Annotated in this window: 12 protein-coding genes and 1 pseudogene; 6 read left to right on the top strand and 7 right to left on the bottom strand. The window is 70.8% G+C overall.

The window, feature by feature from the left end; translation table 11 throughout:
- Positions 1-11: 11 nt before the first annotated feature.
- Both ACFYZB_RS24410 and ACFYZB_RS24415 read left to right on the top strand, forming a co-directional pair.
- Positions 12-1,013: a helix-turn-helix transcriptional regulator gene (locus ACFYZB_RS24410; RefSeq protein ID WP_388762672.1), complete on the top strand. Its 1,002-nt coding sequence runs from the start codon at positions 12-14 to the stop codon at positions 1,011-1,013.
- The gene (locus ACFYZB_RS24415) at positions 1,010-1,999 is read left to right on the top strand and encodes a helix-turn-helix transcriptional regulator (RefSeq protein WP_351209744.1); all 990 of its coding nucleotides are present in this window, start codon (positions 1,010-1,012) and stop codon (positions 1,997-1,999) included. Before ACFYZB_RS24410 ends, ACFYZB_RS24415 begins: the two co-directional genes overlap by 4 nt.
- Here the strand turns inward: ACFYZB_RS24415 and ACFYZB_RS24420 are convergent.
- Both ACFYZB_RS24420 and ACFYZB_RS24425 read right to left on the bottom strand, forming a co-directional pair.
- Complete coding sequence (locus tag ACFYZB_RS24420) at positions 1,962-3,008, bottom strand: LuxR C-terminal-related transcriptional regulator (RefSeq protein WP_388762250.1); 1,047 nt, start codon at positions 3,006-3,008, stop codon at positions 1,962-1,964. The two genes, ACFYZB_RS24415 and ACFYZB_RS24420, sit on opposite strands and share 38 nt — an antisense overlap.
- 332 nt (positions 3,009-3,340) lie before the next feature.
- Positions 3,341-4,447 carry a sugar ABC transporter substrate-binding protein gene (locus tag ACFYZB_RS24425; RefSeq protein WP_388762253.1) on the bottom strand — a complete coding sequence of 369 codons (1,107 nt, stop codon included), beginning with the start codon at positions 4,445-4,447 and terminating at the stop codon, positions 3,341-3,343.
- 295 nt (positions 4,448-4,742) lie between these two features.
- On the opposite strand from ACFYZB_RS24425, the pseudogene ACFYZB_RS24430 reads away from it, so the two are divergent.
- Positions 4,743-5,320, top strand: a pseudogene (locus tag ACFYZB_RS24430) (hypothetical protein); the annotation flags it as partial.
- A gap of 157 nt (positions 5,321-5,477) precedes the next feature.
- Here the strand turns inward: ACFYZB_RS24430 and ACFYZB_RS24435 are convergent.
- The 5 genes from ACFYZB_RS24435 to ACFYZB_RS24455 form a co-directional block, all read right to left on the bottom strand.
- Complete coding sequence (locus ACFYZB_RS24435; protein WP_351209734.1) at positions 5,478-5,927, bottom strand: heat shock protein transcriptional repressor HspR; 450 nt, start codon at positions 5,925-5,927, stop codon at positions 5,478-5,480.
- Between the two features lie 3 nt (positions 5,928-5,930).
- Entirely contained in the window at positions 5,931-7,103 is a 1,173-nt protein-coding gene (gene dnaJ, locus ACFYZB_RS24440) for a molecular chaperone DnaJ (protein ID WP_351209732.1), read from the bottom strand.
- Between the two features lie 45 nt (positions 7,104-7,148).
- Positions 7,149-7,808, bottom strand: a complete 660-nt coding sequence (gene grpE, locus ACFYZB_RS24445; protein ID WP_388762257.1) for a nucleotide exchange factor GrpE — start codon at positions 7,806-7,808, stop codon at positions 7,149-7,151.
- Complete coding sequence (gene dnaK, locus ACFYZB_RS24450; RefSeq protein ID WP_055705133.1) at positions 7,808-9,655, bottom strand: molecular chaperone DnaK; 1,848 nt, start codon at positions 9,653-9,655, stop codon at positions 7,808-7,810. The genes grpE and dnaK overlap by 1 nt, the downstream gene beginning before the upstream one ends.
- A gap of 94 nt (positions 9,656-9,749) precedes the next feature.
- Positions 9,750-10,793 (bottom strand): MraY family glycosyltransferase, encoded by a 1,044-nt coding sequence (locus ACFYZB_RS24455; protein WP_388762261.1) that lies wholly within the window; start codon positions 10,791-10,793, stop codon positions 9,750-9,752.
- 174 nt (positions 10,794-10,967) lie between these two features.
- On the opposite strand from ACFYZB_RS24455, the gene ACFYZB_RS24460 reads away from it, so the two are divergent.
- From ACFYZB_RS24460 to ACFYZB_RS24470, 3 genes are all read left to right on the top strand, one after another.
- Positions 10,968-13,250, top strand: coding sequence for a (Fe-S)-binding protein (locus tag ACFYZB_RS24460; RefSeq protein WP_388762264.1), 2,283 nt, complete (start codon positions 10,968-10,970; stop codon positions 13,248-13,250).
- 200 nt (positions 13,251-13,450) lie between these two features.
- Positions 13,451-13,849 carry a hypothetical protein gene (locus ACFYZB_RS24465; RefSeq protein WP_388762267.1) on the top strand — a complete coding sequence of 133 codons (399 nt, stop codon included), beginning with the start codon at positions 13,451-13,453 and terminating at the stop codon, positions 13,847-13,849.
- A 41-nt stretch (positions 13,850-13,890) separates the two neighbouring features.
- On the top strand, positions 13,891-15,651 hold the full coding sequence (locus ACFYZB_RS24470; RefSeq protein WP_388762270.1) for a DUF4012 domain-containing protein: 1,761 nt from the start codon (positions 13,891-13,893) through the stop codon (positions 15,649-15,651).
- Positions 15,652-15,715 lie beyond the last annotated feature (64 nt).

Below are 15,715 nucleotides of genomic sequence, written 5' to 3' on the forward strand. Positions count from 1 at the left end.
GGATCGGCGCGGTGGGCGGATCGCCGCACCCCGCACACGGTGCCGAGGAACTGTGCGCCCCGGGACGGGAGTTGTACCTGCGCGCCCTGCGTGAGGGACACCTCTGCCGTGCCGAGGCGGAAGCGGTTCCCTGTCTGCTCGCCCTGGGGCTGCTCCAGCCCGCCGTGGCCGACCTGGACCGGTTCGAGCCCGTACCCGCGGCCGTGGCCCTGCAGGAGCTGTTGCGCACCTCGGCGGAACGCATCGCCGACGAACGCCGGCGGGAAACCGGTCTCGCGCAGACCTTCGAGCCGCTGCTGCGGGCGAGCGCCGACCACGCCGGTGGCTTGGGAGAGGCACCGGACATCCGCGTCCACTGCGGCCTCGACCGGATCAACCGGGCCATCTCCACGGCCATGGCCGACGCCCGCGAAGAGCTCCTGTCGATCCAGCCGCACGTCGCCCACACCAGCATGCCGCTGGAACGGCGGGCCCTCTCCCTCCGCCGCGACCAGGCCCTGCTGGACCGGGGCGGCCGTATCCGCACCCTCTACCAGCACACCCTGCGCCACGCTCCCTCCGTCCACAGCCGTTACGAATCGCTGCGGGGCGATGCGGAGGCCCGCACCCTGAACGAGGTCACCGAGCGGCTGATCGTCCTCGACCGCGGCGTCGCGTTCCTCCCCGCGAACAAGGACCGCACCCTCGCCCTGGAAATCCGCATCCCCGCCCTGGTCGACTTCTTCGTGACCGTCTTCGACCGGCTCTGGCACCTGGCCACGCCCCTGTACCGGCAGACCGCCCGGCAGCCGTCCCCGGACGGCGTCACCCCCCGCCAACGCGCCATCGCCGCCCTCCTCGTCGAGGGCCACACCGACGCCGTCATCGCCGACCGGCTCGGCATGAACGTCCGCACCGCCCGGCTGCACATCGCCAAGCTCGCCGCCACCCTCGGCAGCGAGAGCCGCGCCCAACTGGGCTACCTCATCGGGCAGTCCGGCATTCTCGACGAGCGGGGCGAGGTGAGCGCGTGACGCACCGGGAGCACGGGGTCGAGGAGTTGTGCGCCGCCGGGGAGGAGGTGTACGAGCGGGCCCTGCGGGAGGGGCGGATACCCGCCGGCGATGCCGCCGAGGTGCCCTGTCTCACCGACTTCGGGCTGCTCCACCCGGTCCTGGACGACGTCGGACTGCTCGAACCGGTCGCGCCCGCCGCGGCCCTGCACCGGCTGCTGCGCGCCTCCGCGGCCCGGGTCGCCGAGGAACGGCGGCGCGAGGACCGGCTGGTGGAACGGTTCGGGCCGCTCCTGCGGATCGGCGTGGGACAGCCGCCCGGCACCGGTACCGAGCCGGCGATGCTGCGCCTGCTCAGCGGCACCGAGCAGATCAACCGGGCCATCACGGACGCGATGGTCGACGCCACCGAGGAGTCCCTGACCATCCAGCCGCACGCCGGCCTCACCGGCCCGCGCGGAGAGACGGCCCGCGGCACCGCGTTCGGGCGCGACCAGGCGCTGCTGGACCGTGGCGGCCGTATCCGCACCCTCTACCAGCACACCCTGCGCCATGTGCCGGAGGTGTACGGGCCGTTGGAGCACTTCCGGCGCGGCGACACCGAGGCCCGCAGCCTGGACGAGGTGCCGGACCGGCTCATCGTCATCGACCGCAAGGTCGCCTTCCTCCCGGCGGACGACGACGGCACCCTCGCCCTGGAGGTCCGCCACCCGGCCCTGATCAAGTACTTCGTGACGACCTTCGAGCGGCTGTGGCGGCTGGCCACGCCGATGTTCCCGAAGGCGGTGCAGCCCCCGTCGGTGAACGGCGTCACGCCCCGTCAGCGCGCCATCGCCGCCCTCCTCGTCGAGGGGCACACCGATGCCGTCATCGCCGACCGCCTGGGCATGAACATCCGCACCGCCCGGCTGCACATCGCCAAGCTCGCCGCCACCCTCGGCAGCGACAGCCGGGCCCAGCTGGGCTATCTCATCGCACGCTCGGGGATTCTTGATCAGGAGCCGTGAGCGCGCCGGCCGGCAGTCCGGACCCGCGGTGGCCGTCCAGGCCGACCTGGGCGATCCGGACGCCCAGCTGGGTACGGCTGGCCGCACCCAGGGTCTCCGACAGCCGGGCGATGTGGGCGCGGCAGGTGCGCACGCTGATGCCGAGCCGTTCGGCGATGACGGCGTCCTGGTGGCCCTCGGCGAGCAGCGCGGCGATGGACTGCTCGCGGTGCGAGATGCCCTCGATGCCGGTGTCGGGGAGGGGGGCGGTGAGCGGGATGGCCAGGCGCCAGAGCCGCTCGAAGACCGTCACCAGGTAGGCGACCAGGGCAGGGTGGCGCAGTTCCAGGGCCATCGTCCGGTCGGCGTTGGCGGGGATGAAGGCCACCGTGCGGTCGAAGAGGATCAGGCGGTCGATCACCTCGTCCAGGGTGCGGGCCTCCACCGTGTCGCCCATCAGCTCCAGGTAGTTGAGCAGGCCCTGGCCGTGCCGGGCCACATGCGTGTACAGGTCGCGCATGCGCACCCCGCGGCCGCGCAGGGCCAGCGCCCGGTGCAGCCCCTCGGTCAGCTCCGCCTCCCGGCGGATGCCGCCGGGCTGCACGGTGAGCACCTCGGTGGTGCACGCCTCGGTCGCCTCGTCCATGGCGGCCTGGATCCGGGAGAGCCCGTCCAGCACCCGGATCGCGCTGCCCTCGGCCGGTGCGGACAGTGCGCCCAGCTGACGGCCGAGTCCGGCGTACCACTCGAAGGCGGCCACCGCCGAGCCCACCCGGCGCTGGCTCTCGCTGACCTCGTCGTAGACCCCGCGCAGCAGCCGGGTCATGACCTCCTGCGGGGAGGTCGGCACCAGCCAGTCCATGTCGTCGGGGTCCGGGTGCAGCAGGGCCAGCTCCAGCAGGCAGGGCACCGTCTCGGCATCAGTGCGCGGCACCCGCCCCCGGCGTACGGCCCGGGAATAGACCCGGTCGCCGGCCGCGCACAGTCGGTCGGCGCCGTGTGGATGTTCCTCCGCCCCGCGCCCGGCCATCGCCCATTTCACCCCCGGTGTGCTGCCACTTCCGCAGCGCAACTATGCGCGGGCGCCGACCGGGTCCGCAACACGGCTCTCCACAACAGGGCCGCCGCAAAACGCTGTTATGTCCGGGTATCGGCCAGGCTCCGCCCCTCGCATTGCAACAAGCTGATGGTGGTGGGGCGGACCGCGTCACGGCATCGTTGGTCCCGCTTCCCCCGGGTGTCACTCCAGCACCCGGACCGGCCCCCGGCCCGGCACCCCCGCCCCGCCGGGGCCGTGCCCCGCGCCCACGGGGGTGGCGCGGGGCGGGAGCACTCCGCGGAAGTGCGACCTGCTCCGGGGGCCTACTTCAGGCCGAGCGCCGCGCAGGCCGCCTTGTACTTGGGCGTGCAGATGTCGGCCACCGTGTAGATGCCGTCCGCGACGACCGTCGACCTGATGTTGCTCTTGGTCAGGGCGACCGGCTGGATCAGCTTGGACGGGATGCCCTTGGTGGTGGGACTGTCGACCTTGTCCTGGGTGAGCGCGTCGAACTGGATGTCCTGGCCCTGGACCTTGGCGACGGCCATCTGCGCGGCGGCCTCGGCCTCGTCCGGGTAGGCCTTGTAGACGCTCATGTACTGCTCGCCGGCGACGATCCGCTGGACCGCGTCGAGTTCCGCGTCCTGGCCGGTGACCGGGGGCAGGCTCGTGACACCGGCCGCCTTCAGGGCCTTGATGACACCGCCGGCCATGCCGTCGTTGGCGGCGTAGACACCGGCGATGTTGCTCTTGCCGATCGCGGCGATGGCCTTGGCCATCTCGGTCTCGGCGAGCTCCGGCTTCCAGTCCGTGGTGTCGTACGTCTCCGCGATCGTCACCTTGCCGGTCAGCTCGGAGAGCGCGCCCTGCTTGAACTGCTTGGCGTTCGGGTCGGTGGGCGAGCCGTTCACCATGACGACCTTGCTGGAGGTGTCGGCGCTGGAGCCGAGGGCCTCCAGCAGGGTGCGGCCCTGCACCTCGCCGACGAGCTCGTTGTCGAAGGAGACGTAGGCGTCGATCGGGCCCTCGGCGAGACGGTCGTAGGCGATGACCGGGATGCCCGCGTTTTTGGCCTTCTGCACCTCGGGGGCGATCGCGTGCGAGTCGACCGCGTCGATCATGATGATGTCGACCTTCTCGTCGATCATCTTCTGCATCTGCGAGGCCTGCCGGGTGGCGTCCGCGTCGGCGTTGGCGTACTCGACCTTGCCCTTCTTGCCCGTCAGTTCGGCCACCTTGTTCTGGATGATGGGGTAGTCGAACTTGTCGTAACGGGTGTTCGCCTTCTCCGGCAGCAGCAGACCCACGGTGATGTCGTCGCCCTTGCTCGGGCTCGCGCTCGCGCCGCTCCCCGTGGCTCCCAGCACGCCACAGCCGGCGAGCGAGAGGGTCATCGTGGACGCGGCCACGGATATGGCGATACGACGCATTCGAGGGCTCACTTCAGGTGCGTTCCGGACGTAGGGCTGCTATACGACCCAGGTGTCTGAAAAGACAACGCGGAGGCCGCACCCGGCGTCAAGCGGAACTACTTAACGAGTCCGCAACACCACGCTCAGCTGACCCTGTGAAGGGCGAGCGGAATCACCTCCAAACTCTCTTTACGGACCCTCCATTCAAAGACAGCCCATGGGTCGGCAAAGATCGGTACAACCAACCCGGTTCACCGCGAGTCGTGATCACCGGCGGCCGTGCTCCGCTCTTCCGACTCGGCCAGAGGACCGAATGAACCCAGCCAGACGCGCGACCGCCACGGCCGTCGTACTCGCCACCGCCGGCGCCCTGCTGAACGCGGTCACCACGCCCGCCTCCGCCGCGGTGAACTGCGCCTCACCCGCGTACAAGCGGACGTTCTACGCCAACACCACGTTCTCCGGCACACCGAAGAAGACGGACTGCGACACCGCCGTCGACCAGAACTGGACCGGCGCGCCCGCCTCGGGGCTGCCGAGGGAACCTCGGGCACACGGGCGAAGACCGTCTGCGTCACCGTCCCGGCCGGCACCCACACCCTGCGCGTCGACCACGTCGACTGGACCGGCGCCGCGAGCGTCAGGTTCGCCTGCACCCCGCGCACGTCCGCCACCGTCGACGAGGTCAAGCCCCTTGTCCCGACCGGCACTTCGGTCACTTACGACACCGCGACCGGAAAGGCCCGGCTCGCCTGGGCGAAGAACAAGGAGATGGACCTCGCCGGCTACCGCCTCTACCGGCGGCCGAAGGGCTCCCCGTACCCCGCCGAGCCGCTGGCCGCGACCGCCGCCACCACCTACACCGACACCCCGCCCGCGACCGGCGGGACCCGTCTCGTACTACCGGGTGGTCGGGGTCCGCGCCGACGGCACCGAGACCGCGCCCGCGCATCCCTACCGGATCCGGCCCGACCTGCTCTGACCCGTCGACCCGGCGGAACGCCGAAGGGGCCCGCGGTCTCCCGCGGGCCCCTTCACCGTGTTCCCCTCAGTCCTGCTGCCGCCCCTTCGGGCGCCACACCACCAGCGCACTGGTCTGCTGGACCTCCTGGTACGGGACCAGGTCGCGGCGGTAGGAGGCGTGGACGGCGGCCTCGCGCTGCTGCATCGCGGCCGCCGCGCCGTCCAGGGCCGCCTGCAGCTCCGCGACGCGGGACTGCAGCGCGGCGACCTGGTTCTCCAGTTCGATGATCCGCTTGATGCCGGCCAGGTTGATGCCCTCGTCCTGCGACAACTGCTGCACCTGGCGGAGCAGTTCGATGTCGCGGGCCGAGTAGCGCCGGCCCCGCCCGGCGGTGCGGTCCGGGGAGACCAGACCCAGCCGGTCGTACTGGCGCAGCGTCTGCGGGTGGAGTCCGGAGAGCTGGGCCGCCACCGAGATGACGTAGACCGGGGTTTCCTCGGTCAGTTCATACGGGTTACGTCGACGGCCGTCCATCTCTCAGTCTCCCTTCGCGGCCTCGAACAGCTCCGCCCGCGGATCCTCGCCCGCGGTCGCCTCGCGATACGCCTCGAGCGCTTCACGAGCCTTCCCCGACACGTCCTCGGGCACACGCACCTCGACGGTGACCAACAGGTCGCCGCGGGTGCCGTCCTTGCGGACCGCGCCCTTGCCCCGGGCGCGCATGGTGCGGCCGTTGGGCGTGCCGGGCGGCAGTTTCAGGGTGACGGGCGGGCCGCCGAGGGTCGGTACCCGCACCTCGCCGCCGAGGGCCGCCTCGGGATACGTCACCGGCACGGTGACGGTGAGGTTGTCGCCCTTGCGGCCGAACACGGGGTGCGCGCCGACGTGCACGACCACGTACAGGTCGCCGGCCGGGCCGCCCCGCTCGCCGGGCGCGCCCTTGCCGCGCAGCCGGATGCGCTGGCCGTCGGTCACCCCGGCCGGGATGCGGACCTGCATGGTCCTGGACGACTTCGCACGGCCGCTGCCCTTGCACTCCATGCAAGGGTGCTCGGCGATCAGGCCGCGGCCCTTGCAGTCGGGGCAGGGGTCGGTGAGCGAGAAGCCGCCGCCGGAGCCCCGGGCGACCTGCCCGGTGCCGACGCAGGTCGGGCACACCCGCGGCGTGCCGTTCTTGTCGCCGGTGCCCGAGCAGGCCTTGCAGGGCGCCTGGGAGGACATGCGCAGGGGCACCGTGGCGCCCTCGATGGCCTCCGTGAAGCTCAGCGTGACCTCGGTGTCGATGTCCTGGCCGCGGCGCGGCTGGGTGCGCGTCGTCCCCGTGCCGCCGCGGTTGAACAGGCCCCCGAAGACGTCACCGAGTCCGCCGCCGAAGCCTCCGCCCTGGGTGGTGGTCCCGCCGCCTCCGAAGAGGTCGCCCAGGTCGAAGTTGAAGGAGCCGCCGGCGCCCGGCCCGGGGCGGAAGCCGCCGTTGCCGAACAGGGCGCGTGCCTCGTCGTACTCCTTGCGCTTCTTGGGGTCGCCGAGTATGTCGTTCGCCTCGGAGATCTCCTTGAAGCGCTCCTCGGCCTTGGCGTTGCCCTTGTTGGCGTCCGGGTGGAACTCGCGGGCGAGCTTCCGGTACGCCTTCTTGATCTCGGCCTCGGTGGCGTCCTTGGGGACGCCGAGGACCTTGTAGTAGTCCTTCTCGATGAAGTCCTTGGTGCTCATCCCCGACGTACCCCCTTTCTCGGCTTCCCCGTGGGTGTCTTCACGTCAGCCCTCGTCCGGGCCACCGTTCTCCTTGTCGTCGGCCTGCTTCGCCTCGGTCTTGTCCTCGGCCTCGGCCTTGACGGTCTGCGCGCCGGGCTGCGGCTCGGCGACAGCCACCCGCGCGGGGCGGATGGTGCGCTCGCCGATGCGATACCCGGGCTGCAGGATCGCCACGCAGGTCGTCTCGGTGACGTCCGGCGCGTAACTGTGCATCAGGGCCTCGTGGATGGTCGGGTCGAAGGGCTCGCCCTCCTTGCCGAACTGCTGCAGGCCCATCTTGGCCGCGACGGTCTCCAGCGACTCGCCCACCGACTTGAAGCCGCCGACCAGTTCGCCGTGTTCCCGCGCGCGGCCGATGTCGTCGAGCACGGGCAGGAGTTCGGTCAGGAGGTTCGCGACGGCGATCTCCTTGACCGTGATCCGGTCGCGCTCGACCCGGCGGCGGTAGTTCTGGTACTCGGCCTGGAGGCGCTGGAGGTCCAGCGTGCGCTCGTTGAGCGCGGTGCGCACCTGGTCCAGCTGGGCCACCAGACCCACGTTCTCGTTTCCGTCCCCGGCCGGGGCCGCCCCCTTCTCGGGGGCGGCCTTCGACTCGGCGTCGTCGGGGGTGGCGCCGGAGGGGACGTCGGGCTTCTCGTCAAAACCCGGGGTCTCCTCCGTCATTACGCGGCTCCGTCCTTGCGCTCGTCGTCCACGATCTCGGCGTCCACGACGTCGTCGTCGGCGGCCTTGCCGCCCTGAGCGGCGCCCTCGGGGCCGCCCGCGGCCTGCGCGGCCTGGGCGTCGGCGTACATGGCCTGGCCCAGCTTCTGCGAGACGGCGGCGACCTTCTCGGTGGCGGTGCGGATCTCGGCGGTGTCCTCGCCCTTGAGGGCTTCCTTCAGCTCGCCGACCGCGGCCTCGACCTCGGTCTTGATCTCGCCGGGGACCTTGTCCTCGTTGTCCTTGAGGAACTTCTCGGTCTGGTAGACCAGCTGCTCGCCCTGGTTGCGGGCCTCGGCGGCCTCGCGGCGCTTGTGGTCCTCCTCCGCGTAGCGCTCGGCCTCCTCGCGCATGCGGTCGACCTCTTCCTTCGGGAGCGAGGAGCCGCCGGTGACGGTCATCTTCTGCTCCTTGCCGGTGCCGAGGTCCTTCGCCGTGACGTGCATGATGCCGTTGGCGTCGATGTCGAAGGAGACCTCGATCTGCGGGACGCCGCGCGGCGCCGGCGGCAGACCGGTCAGCTCGAACATGCCGAGCTTCTTGTTGTAGGCCGCGATCTCGCGCTCGCCCTGGTAGACCTGGATCTGCACCGACGGCTGGTTGTCCTCGGCCGTGGTGAAGATCTCCGAGCGCTTGGTCGGGATCGTGGTGTTGCGCTCGATCAGCTTGGTCATGATGCCGCCCTTGGTCTCGATGCCGAGGGACAGCGGGGTGACGTCGAGCAGCAGGACGTCCTTGACCTCGCCCTTGAGGACACCGGCCTGGAGCGAGGCGCCGATGGCGACGACCTCGTCCGGGTTCACACCCTTGTTGGCCTCCTTGCCGCCGGTCAGCTCCTTGACGAGCTCGGCGACGGCGGGCATACGGGTGGAGCCACCGACGAGCACGACGTGGTCGATGTCGTTGATGGAGATGCCGGCGTCCTTGATGACGTTGTGGAACGGCGTCTTGCAGCGCTCCAGCAGGTCGGCCGTCAGCTGCTGGAACTGGGCGCGGGTGAGCTTCTCGTCCAGGTGCAGCGGGCCCTCGGCGGACGCGGTGATGTAGGGCAGGTTGATCGAGGTCTCGGTGGAGGAGGACAGCTCGATCTTGGCCTTCTCGGCGGCCTCACGGAGGCGCTGGAGGGCCATCTTGTCCTTGGACAGGTCCACGCCGTGACCGGACTGGAACTGCTTGACGAGGTAGTCGACGACGCGCTGGTCCCAGTCGTCACCACCGAGGTGGTTGTCACCGTTGGTGGCCTTCACCTCGACGACGCCGTCGCCGATCTCCAGCAGGGACACGTCGAAGGTGCCGCCACCCAGGTCGAAGACGAGGATGGTCTGGTCGTCCTTGTCGAGGCCGTAGGCCAGCGCGGCGGCGGTCGGCTCGTTGACGATGCGCAGGACGTTCAGACCGGCGATCTCACCGGCCTCCTTGGTCGCCTGACGCTCGGAGTCGTTGAAGTACGCCGGGACGGTGATGACCGCGTCGGTCACCTTCTCGCCCAGGTAGGCCTCGGCGTCCCGCTTCAGCTTCTGCAGGATGAACGCGGAGATCTGCTGCGGGTTGAAGTCCTTGCCGTCGAGCTGGATCTTCCAGTCGGTGCCCATGTGGCGCTTGACGGAGCGGATGGTCCGGTCCACGTTGGTGACCGCCTGGCGCTTGGCGACCTCGCCGACGAGCACCTCACCGTTCTTGGCGAAGGCGACGACGGACGGCGTGGTCCTGGCGCCCTCGGCGTTGGTGATGACGGTGGGCTCGCCGCCCTCCAGAACGCTGACGACGGAGTTAGTCGTGCCCAGGTCGATGCCGACCGCACGTGCCATGGTTGATTCCTCCAGCTGACTTGAGTGGAACGGACTCAAGTGTGCACGACGGCCCCCGCCGGGTCAACAGACCTGAGTCGGCGCGACTCAAGTCTTATCCGTTCCTTACACGCAACTGGCCGGTCGCCTGCTCCCTGACCTGCGTCGATGGCCCGCGCCGAGGTGTCTGGGCGGGGATACGGACACGGATGCGAAGGAGTACGAGAACGGCGAACAGCACCCCTCCGGCCACCCACAGCACGGCCCCCTCCCCCGTCCACCCGGTGTGCACCAGCACGCCGACGAGCACCGCCGAGAAGCAGCCCGCCCCCAGCAGCACGACCGACCCCGCCGGGGTGAGCCCGAGCCCACGCAGCCGGTGCGCGAGGTGGTCGGGGCCACGCCGCAGCAGCGGACGCCGGGCCAGCCCCCGGGCGAGGACGACCAGGACGGCGTCGGCGAGGGCGACCGCGGCGAGGCAGAACACCACCGCGGCGCTCGACCTGAGGGCGTACCCCGCGCGCGTGAAGACGACGGACGACGACAGCAGGAACCCGGTGAACAGCGAGCCGCAGGCGCCGAGCCCGATCCGCGCGGGAGGCCAGTTGTGCATCAGGAAGCCGGTCAGGGCGGCGGCCAGGACGCTCAGCAGCACGGCGAGCCCGTCCATCACCTCGGCCGCCGCACAGGCGCCGGCCCCGAACGCGGTCACCACCCCGACCGTCCCGGCCAGCCCGTCCGCGTGATCGAGCCCCTTGAAGACGAGCGAGGCGAGCACGATCCAGCCGACGGCGAGCAGGCCGCCCAGTACGCCCGTCTCGTCGTACGGCACCACCCAGGCCGCCGCCAGGGCCGTACCGGCGACGAGCACGCGCGCGCGGAGCCGCCAGACGTCGGCGACCAGGCCCAGCGCTGCGACCACGGCGGCGGCGACCAGCAGCTCGTCGACCCCCTCGCCGAGCGGCGCGATCCCGGTCCGCTGCCCCACCCAGGCGACGAGACAGGTGACGGACACCACCGCGAGCCCGCCGAGCAGCGGCAGGCGCCGCTGCCGGCGCCGGTCGACGATGCCCGCCCGCAGCGCGGGCACCCTGAGCAGCGCCGCGAGCAGTGCGGCGAGAAGCAGGGAGGCGGTAGCAGCGGCGATCCCGTAGAGCACGGCTCTAAGGTAGGGGCGAAAGTATCAATTCGGTACGAATAACACGATCCGATGACCCGTGGGATGATGCGCATCACCCCGCGCCCGGCTGCAACCCGACGGAAGATGGGGGTAGTCTCAGACGGACTGCATAAGTTACCGCTTAGTAAGTTCGAGGCCGCCTCAGGAGCCCCAATGCAACTCGCCGCGATCATCGTGTCGCTGGTCCTGATCGTGGTCGGCGTGGCACTGTTCAGCCGCGCCCTCCTCCAGATCTACAACTTCATGCGGCTGGGCCAGTCGGTGCCGGCCGGAACGCGGACCAACGACCCCGCACAGCGCACCATGACCGTGGTCAGGGAGTTCCTCGGCCACACCCGGATGAACCGCTGGGGCGTCGTCGGTGTGGCGCACTGGTTCGTGGCGGTGGGCTTCTTCACCCTGCTGCTCACGATCGTCAACGCGATCGGGCAGCTGTTCAAGGCGGACTGGATCCTGCCGGTCATCGGTGAATGGGCGCCGTACAACATCTACGTCGAGTTCATCGGCACGATGACGGTCGTCGGCATCCTCGTCCTGATCGCGATCCGCCAGCTGAGCCACCCGCGCAGGCCGGGCCGCAAGTCCCGCTTCGCCGGCTCCAACTTCGGCCAGGCGTACTTCGTCGAGGCCGTCATCCTCATCGTCGGCGTCTGCATCTTCATGCTGCACGCCCTGGAGGGCGCCCAGCACCACGTCGACGGCTACGAGGCCTCGTTCTTCATCTCGTACCCCGTGGTGTCCTGGCTGAAGGGCATGGACGTCTCCACGCTCCAGAACCTCACCTACTTCTTCGCCGGCCTGAAGATCGCGACCTCCTTCATCTGGATGATCACGGTCGCCCTGAAGACCGACATGGGTGTGGCCTGGCACCGCTTCCTGGCGTTCCCGAACATCTTCTTCAAGCGCAACGCCACCGGTGAGACCTCCCTCGGCGCCCTGCTGCCGATGACGTCGGGCGGCAAGCCGATCGACTTCACCGACCCCGGCGAGGACGACGTCTTCGGCGTCTCCCAGGTCGAGCAGTTCTCCTGGAAGGGCCTGCTGGACTTCTCCACCTGCACCGAGTGCGGCCGCTGCCAGTCGCAGTGCCCCGCCTGGAACACCGGCAAGCCGCTCTCCCCCAAGCTGCTGATCATGTCCCTGCGGGACCACGCGCACGCCAAGGCGCCGTACCTGCTGGCGGGCGGCGGCAAGACCATGGAGGGCGAGGAGAAGGCGTCCGAGGAGCAGCTGAAGGACGTCCCCGCCGCCGCTCTCGCCGAGGCCGAGCGCCCGCTGATCGGCACCGCCGAGGAGAACGGCGTCATCGACCCGGACGTGCTGTGGTCCTGCACCACCTGCGGCGCCTGCGTCGAGCAGTGCCCGGTGGACATCGAGCACGTCGACCACATCGTCGACATGCGCCGCTACCAGGTCATGATCGAGAGTGCCTTCCCCTCCGAGGCGGGCACGATGCTCAAGAACCTGGAGAAGAAGGGCAACCCCTGGGGCCTGGCCAAGAAGCAGCGCCTGGAGTGGACCAAGGAGGTCGACTTCGAGGTCCCGGTCGTCGGCAAGGACATCGAGGACCTCTCCGAGGTCGAGTACCTGTACTGGGTCGGCTGCGCCGGCGCCCTCGAGGACCGCGCCAAGAAGACCACCAAGGCCTTCGCGGAGCTGCTGCACATCGCGGGCGTGAAGTTCGCGATCATGGGCGGCGACGAGAAGTGCACCGGTGACTCCGCCCGCCGCCTCGGCAACGAGCCCCTGTTCCAGGAGCTCGGCATGGAGAACGTGGCCGCGCTGAACATGGCGTTCGGCGAGGAGACCGACGAGGACGGCAACGTCACGCCGGAGTCCGCCAAGCCGAAGTCCGCGAAGAAGATCGTCGCCACCTGCCCGCACTGCCTCAACACGATCGGCAACGAGTACCCGCAGCTCGGCGGCGACTACGAGGTCATCCACCACACCCAGCTGCTCCAGCACCTGGTCGACGAGGGCAAGCTGGTCCCGGTCACCCCGGTCGAGGGCATCATCACCTACCACGACCCGTGCTACCTGGGCCGCCACAACAAGATCTACACGCCCCCGCGCGAGATCATCGGCAAGGTCCCGGGCCTGCGCAACGAGGAGATGCACCGCCACAAGGAGCGCGGCTTCTGCTGCGGCGCCGGCGGCGCCCGGATGTGGATGGAGGAGCGCATCGGCAAGCGCATCAACAACGAGCGCGTCGACGAGGCCCTCTCCCTGAACCCCGACATCGTGTCCACGGCCTGCCCGTTCTGCCTGGTCATGCTGACCGACTCGGTCAACGGCAAGAAGAACGAGGGCAAGGCCAAGGAGTCCATCCAGGTCGTGGACGTGGCCCAGCTGCTCCTCGACTCGGTGAAGACCCCGGTCGACCCGGCCGGCGCGGCCGAGACGGAGAGCGAGCCGGAGCCCGAGCCCGTCAAGTAACAGCGGTTCCACGCCGTACGACGCCCCCCTGCCCACGCCGGGCAGGGGGGCGTCCGTGTGCTGTCTGCGCTACACCATCCGGTGGCTTATGGACGCCACGGCGTGATCGATGCCGGAAAGTTCGTATTTATTCCACTATTCAGGTTCTGAGCGCTGCCTCCGCCGCGCTCTGCCAACTCACCTCAAGGAGAGTGGAAGAGATGACGACATCGCCGAGCTGGCGATCTGTAGTGGCCTCGGCCGCCGCGGCTGCTGCGCTCTTCGCAGCACCGCTGGCAGGCGCGGCAGCCGCCCATGCCGAAGGCACCCCCTACCCGCCGCATCCGTCGCACGCTCCGTACCCGCCCTACCCACCCAAGCCGCCGCACCACCACGACCACGACCACGGAGAGGACCACGACCACGGTCAGGACGACGACGACCACGGTCAGGACCACGACCACGGGGACGAGCAGGAGCACGGTCACAACGGGAGCAAGGGGCACCTCGCCCACACCGGTGCCGACCACACGAAGGAAGTCGTCATGGGCGGGGTGGCAGCCGCTCTGATCGCGGCAGGTGCGGGAACCATCCTGGTTGCGCGCCGCCGTAGCTCATGACACGTCGGCTTGACCGCCGTACGCGCCTCAGGATCGCGCTCATGGCCGCCGCCGCCCTTCCCCCGGCGGCGGCCGCCTGGATCGGAGTCACGGGCTGGCTCGCCCGTACCGAACTCCTGGCGGCGCAGCACGACCTGAACGCACTCCGGCAGTCGGTGGCGGCCGCGGTGGTGTCCCACCCCGCGGCCGTCGCCGCGGGCGCCCCGGCGGAGTCCGCCCAGGAGCGGCTGCTGCGCTCCGCTGCCGCCCATGCCGCGCGCGCTCACCGGCTCACCACCGGACCGGCCTGGTACACCGCGGCCCAGCTGCCCTTCGCGGGCGCCCCGGTCGAGACCGTACGCGGCCTCGCGAAGGCCTCCGACGAACTGGCCGGCGAGGTTCTGCCGCCTCTGGTGCGGGCGGTTCCCCGGCTGTCCGCGGGCGCCCACGCGGGCGGCCTGGCACGCGCTCTGACCGAGCTTCAGGGCCAGGGGGACGCGTTCGCGCGGGCCGCGACGGTCGCGGCCGACGTGCGGGGCGACGTCCGTCGTCTTCCGCACTCCACCTGGCTGCCCGCGGCCGACAGCGGACGCGTGCAGTTGTCGGCGCAGCTCGACCGGCTCGTCCCGTCGGCACGGGACGCCGCCGTCGCGGCGCGCGTGGTGCCCGCGATGCTCGGGGCGCACGGGCCGCGGCGCTACTTCCTCTCCTTCCAGAACACGGCCGAGGCCCGGGGCACCGGCGGCCTCCCGGGTGCCTTCGCGGTCCTGCGGACCGACCGGGGACGGGTGTCCTTCGAGCGCTTCGGCAACGACACGGAGATGGACGGCGTCCGTACGGACCCGAAGTTCGGGGCCGACTTCGCCGACCAGTACGGGGACAACGAGCCGGGCAGCGTCTGGCAGAACTCCAACATGAGCCCGCACTTCCCGTACGCGGCCCGGATCTGGACCTCGGCGTGGCGCGTCCACACGGGCCGGCGCCTGGACGGCGCGATCGCCCTCGACCCCGGTGCCCTGGGTCTGCTGCTGCGGGCCACGGGATCCGCCCGGATGCCCGACGGCAGGGCGGTCACCGCGGCCAACGCCGTGGACCTGACCGAGCGGTCCGCCTACGCGGACTACACGGACGTGGACGAGCGCAAGGCGTTCTTCGTCGAGGCCGCGCGCGCCGCCGCCGGCCGGGTGATGCGCTCGATGGACGACCCGAGGACACTGCCCGCGCTGCTGGGCGCCGTGCACGACGTGGAGCGGGCCGGGCGCCTGCAGGTCTGGAGCGCCCACGCGGCGGAGGAACGGCTGCTGGAGTCACGGCCGTTCGGCGGCGCCTTGCCCGACGCGCCCGGTCCCTTCGCGGGGCTCGTGGTGAACAACGCGGCCGGCACCAAGCTGGACTACTACCTCGACCGGAGCCTGCGCTGGGCGCCCGGCGCGTGCACGGGCGACGGCCGCTCGGTCACCGTGACCGTGACGCTCACCAACCGGGCGCCGGCCGGTCTGCCCGACTACGTCACGCAACGGGTCGACCACCCGCCCTACCCGACCCGCCCGGGCGACAACCGGCTGCTGGTGTCGTACTACGCGGGCACGGGGGCGCATCTGACGTCCGCCACCCTGGACGGCCGCCGGCTGGAGATGATCTCCGGCACCGAGCGCGGCCACCCGGTGTACACCCTCGACCTGGAGCTGCCCAGGGGGGCCGGCCGTACGTTGGTGCTGCACCTGCGGGAGCCCGAGGCCGACCGACCGCCGACGATTCTGCGGCAGGCCCTGGTGACGCCCCTGCGGGCCACCGTCGAGCCCGCGCCCGCCTGCCACGACTGACGGGACGACTGACGGTGCGGACGCCGTCGCCGTCCTGTCCGTGTGTCCGACCGGCACGTGCCTC

Source organism: Streptomyces sp. NPDC001852, from assembly GCF_042891825.1.
Lineage (GTDB): Bacteria > Actinomycetota > Actinomycetes > Streptomycetales > Streptomycetaceae > Streptomyces.

What these genes read in the sequence shown, in the direction of transcription:
- dnaJ (WP_351209732.1), bottom strand. Translation starts at nt 7,103, where the DNA reads ATGAGCACCAAGGACTTCATCGAGAAGGACTACTACAAGGTCCTCGGC.
- ACFYZB_RS24435 (WP_351209734.1), bottom strand. Translation starts at nt 5,927, where the DNA reads ATGGACGGCCGTCGACGTAACCCGTATGAACTGACCGAGGAAACCCCG.
- grpE (WP_388762257.1), bottom strand. Translation starts at nt 7,808, where the DNA reads ATGACGGAGGAGACCCCGGGTTTTGACGAGAAGCCCGACGTCCCCTCC.
- dnaK (WP_055705133.1), bottom strand. Translation starts at nt 9,655, where the DNA reads ATGGCACGTGCGGTCGGCATCGACCTGGGCACGACTAACTCCGTCGTC.
- ACFYZB_RS24470 (WP_388762270.1), top strand. Translation starts at nt 13,891, where the DNA reads ATGGCCGCCGCCGCCCTTCCCCCGGCGGCGGCCGCCTGGATCGGAGTC.
- ACFYZB_RS24425 (WP_388762253.1), bottom strand. Translation starts at nt 4,447, where the DNA reads ATGCGTCGTATCGCCATATCCGTGGCCGCGTCCACGATGACCCTCTCG.
- ACFYZB_RS24460 (WP_388762264.1), top strand. Translation starts at nt 10,968, where the DNA reads ATGCAACTCGCCGCGATCATCGTGTCGCTGGTCCTGATCGTGGTCGGC.
- ACFYZB_RS24420 (WP_388762250.1), bottom strand. Translation starts at nt 3,008, where the DNA reads ATGGCCGGGCGCGGGGCGGAGGAACATCCACACGGCGCCGACCGACTG.
- ACFYZB_RS24465 (WP_388762267.1), top strand. Translation starts at nt 13,451, where the DNA reads ATGACGACATCGCCGAGCTGGCGATCTGTAGTGGCCTCGGCCGCCGCG.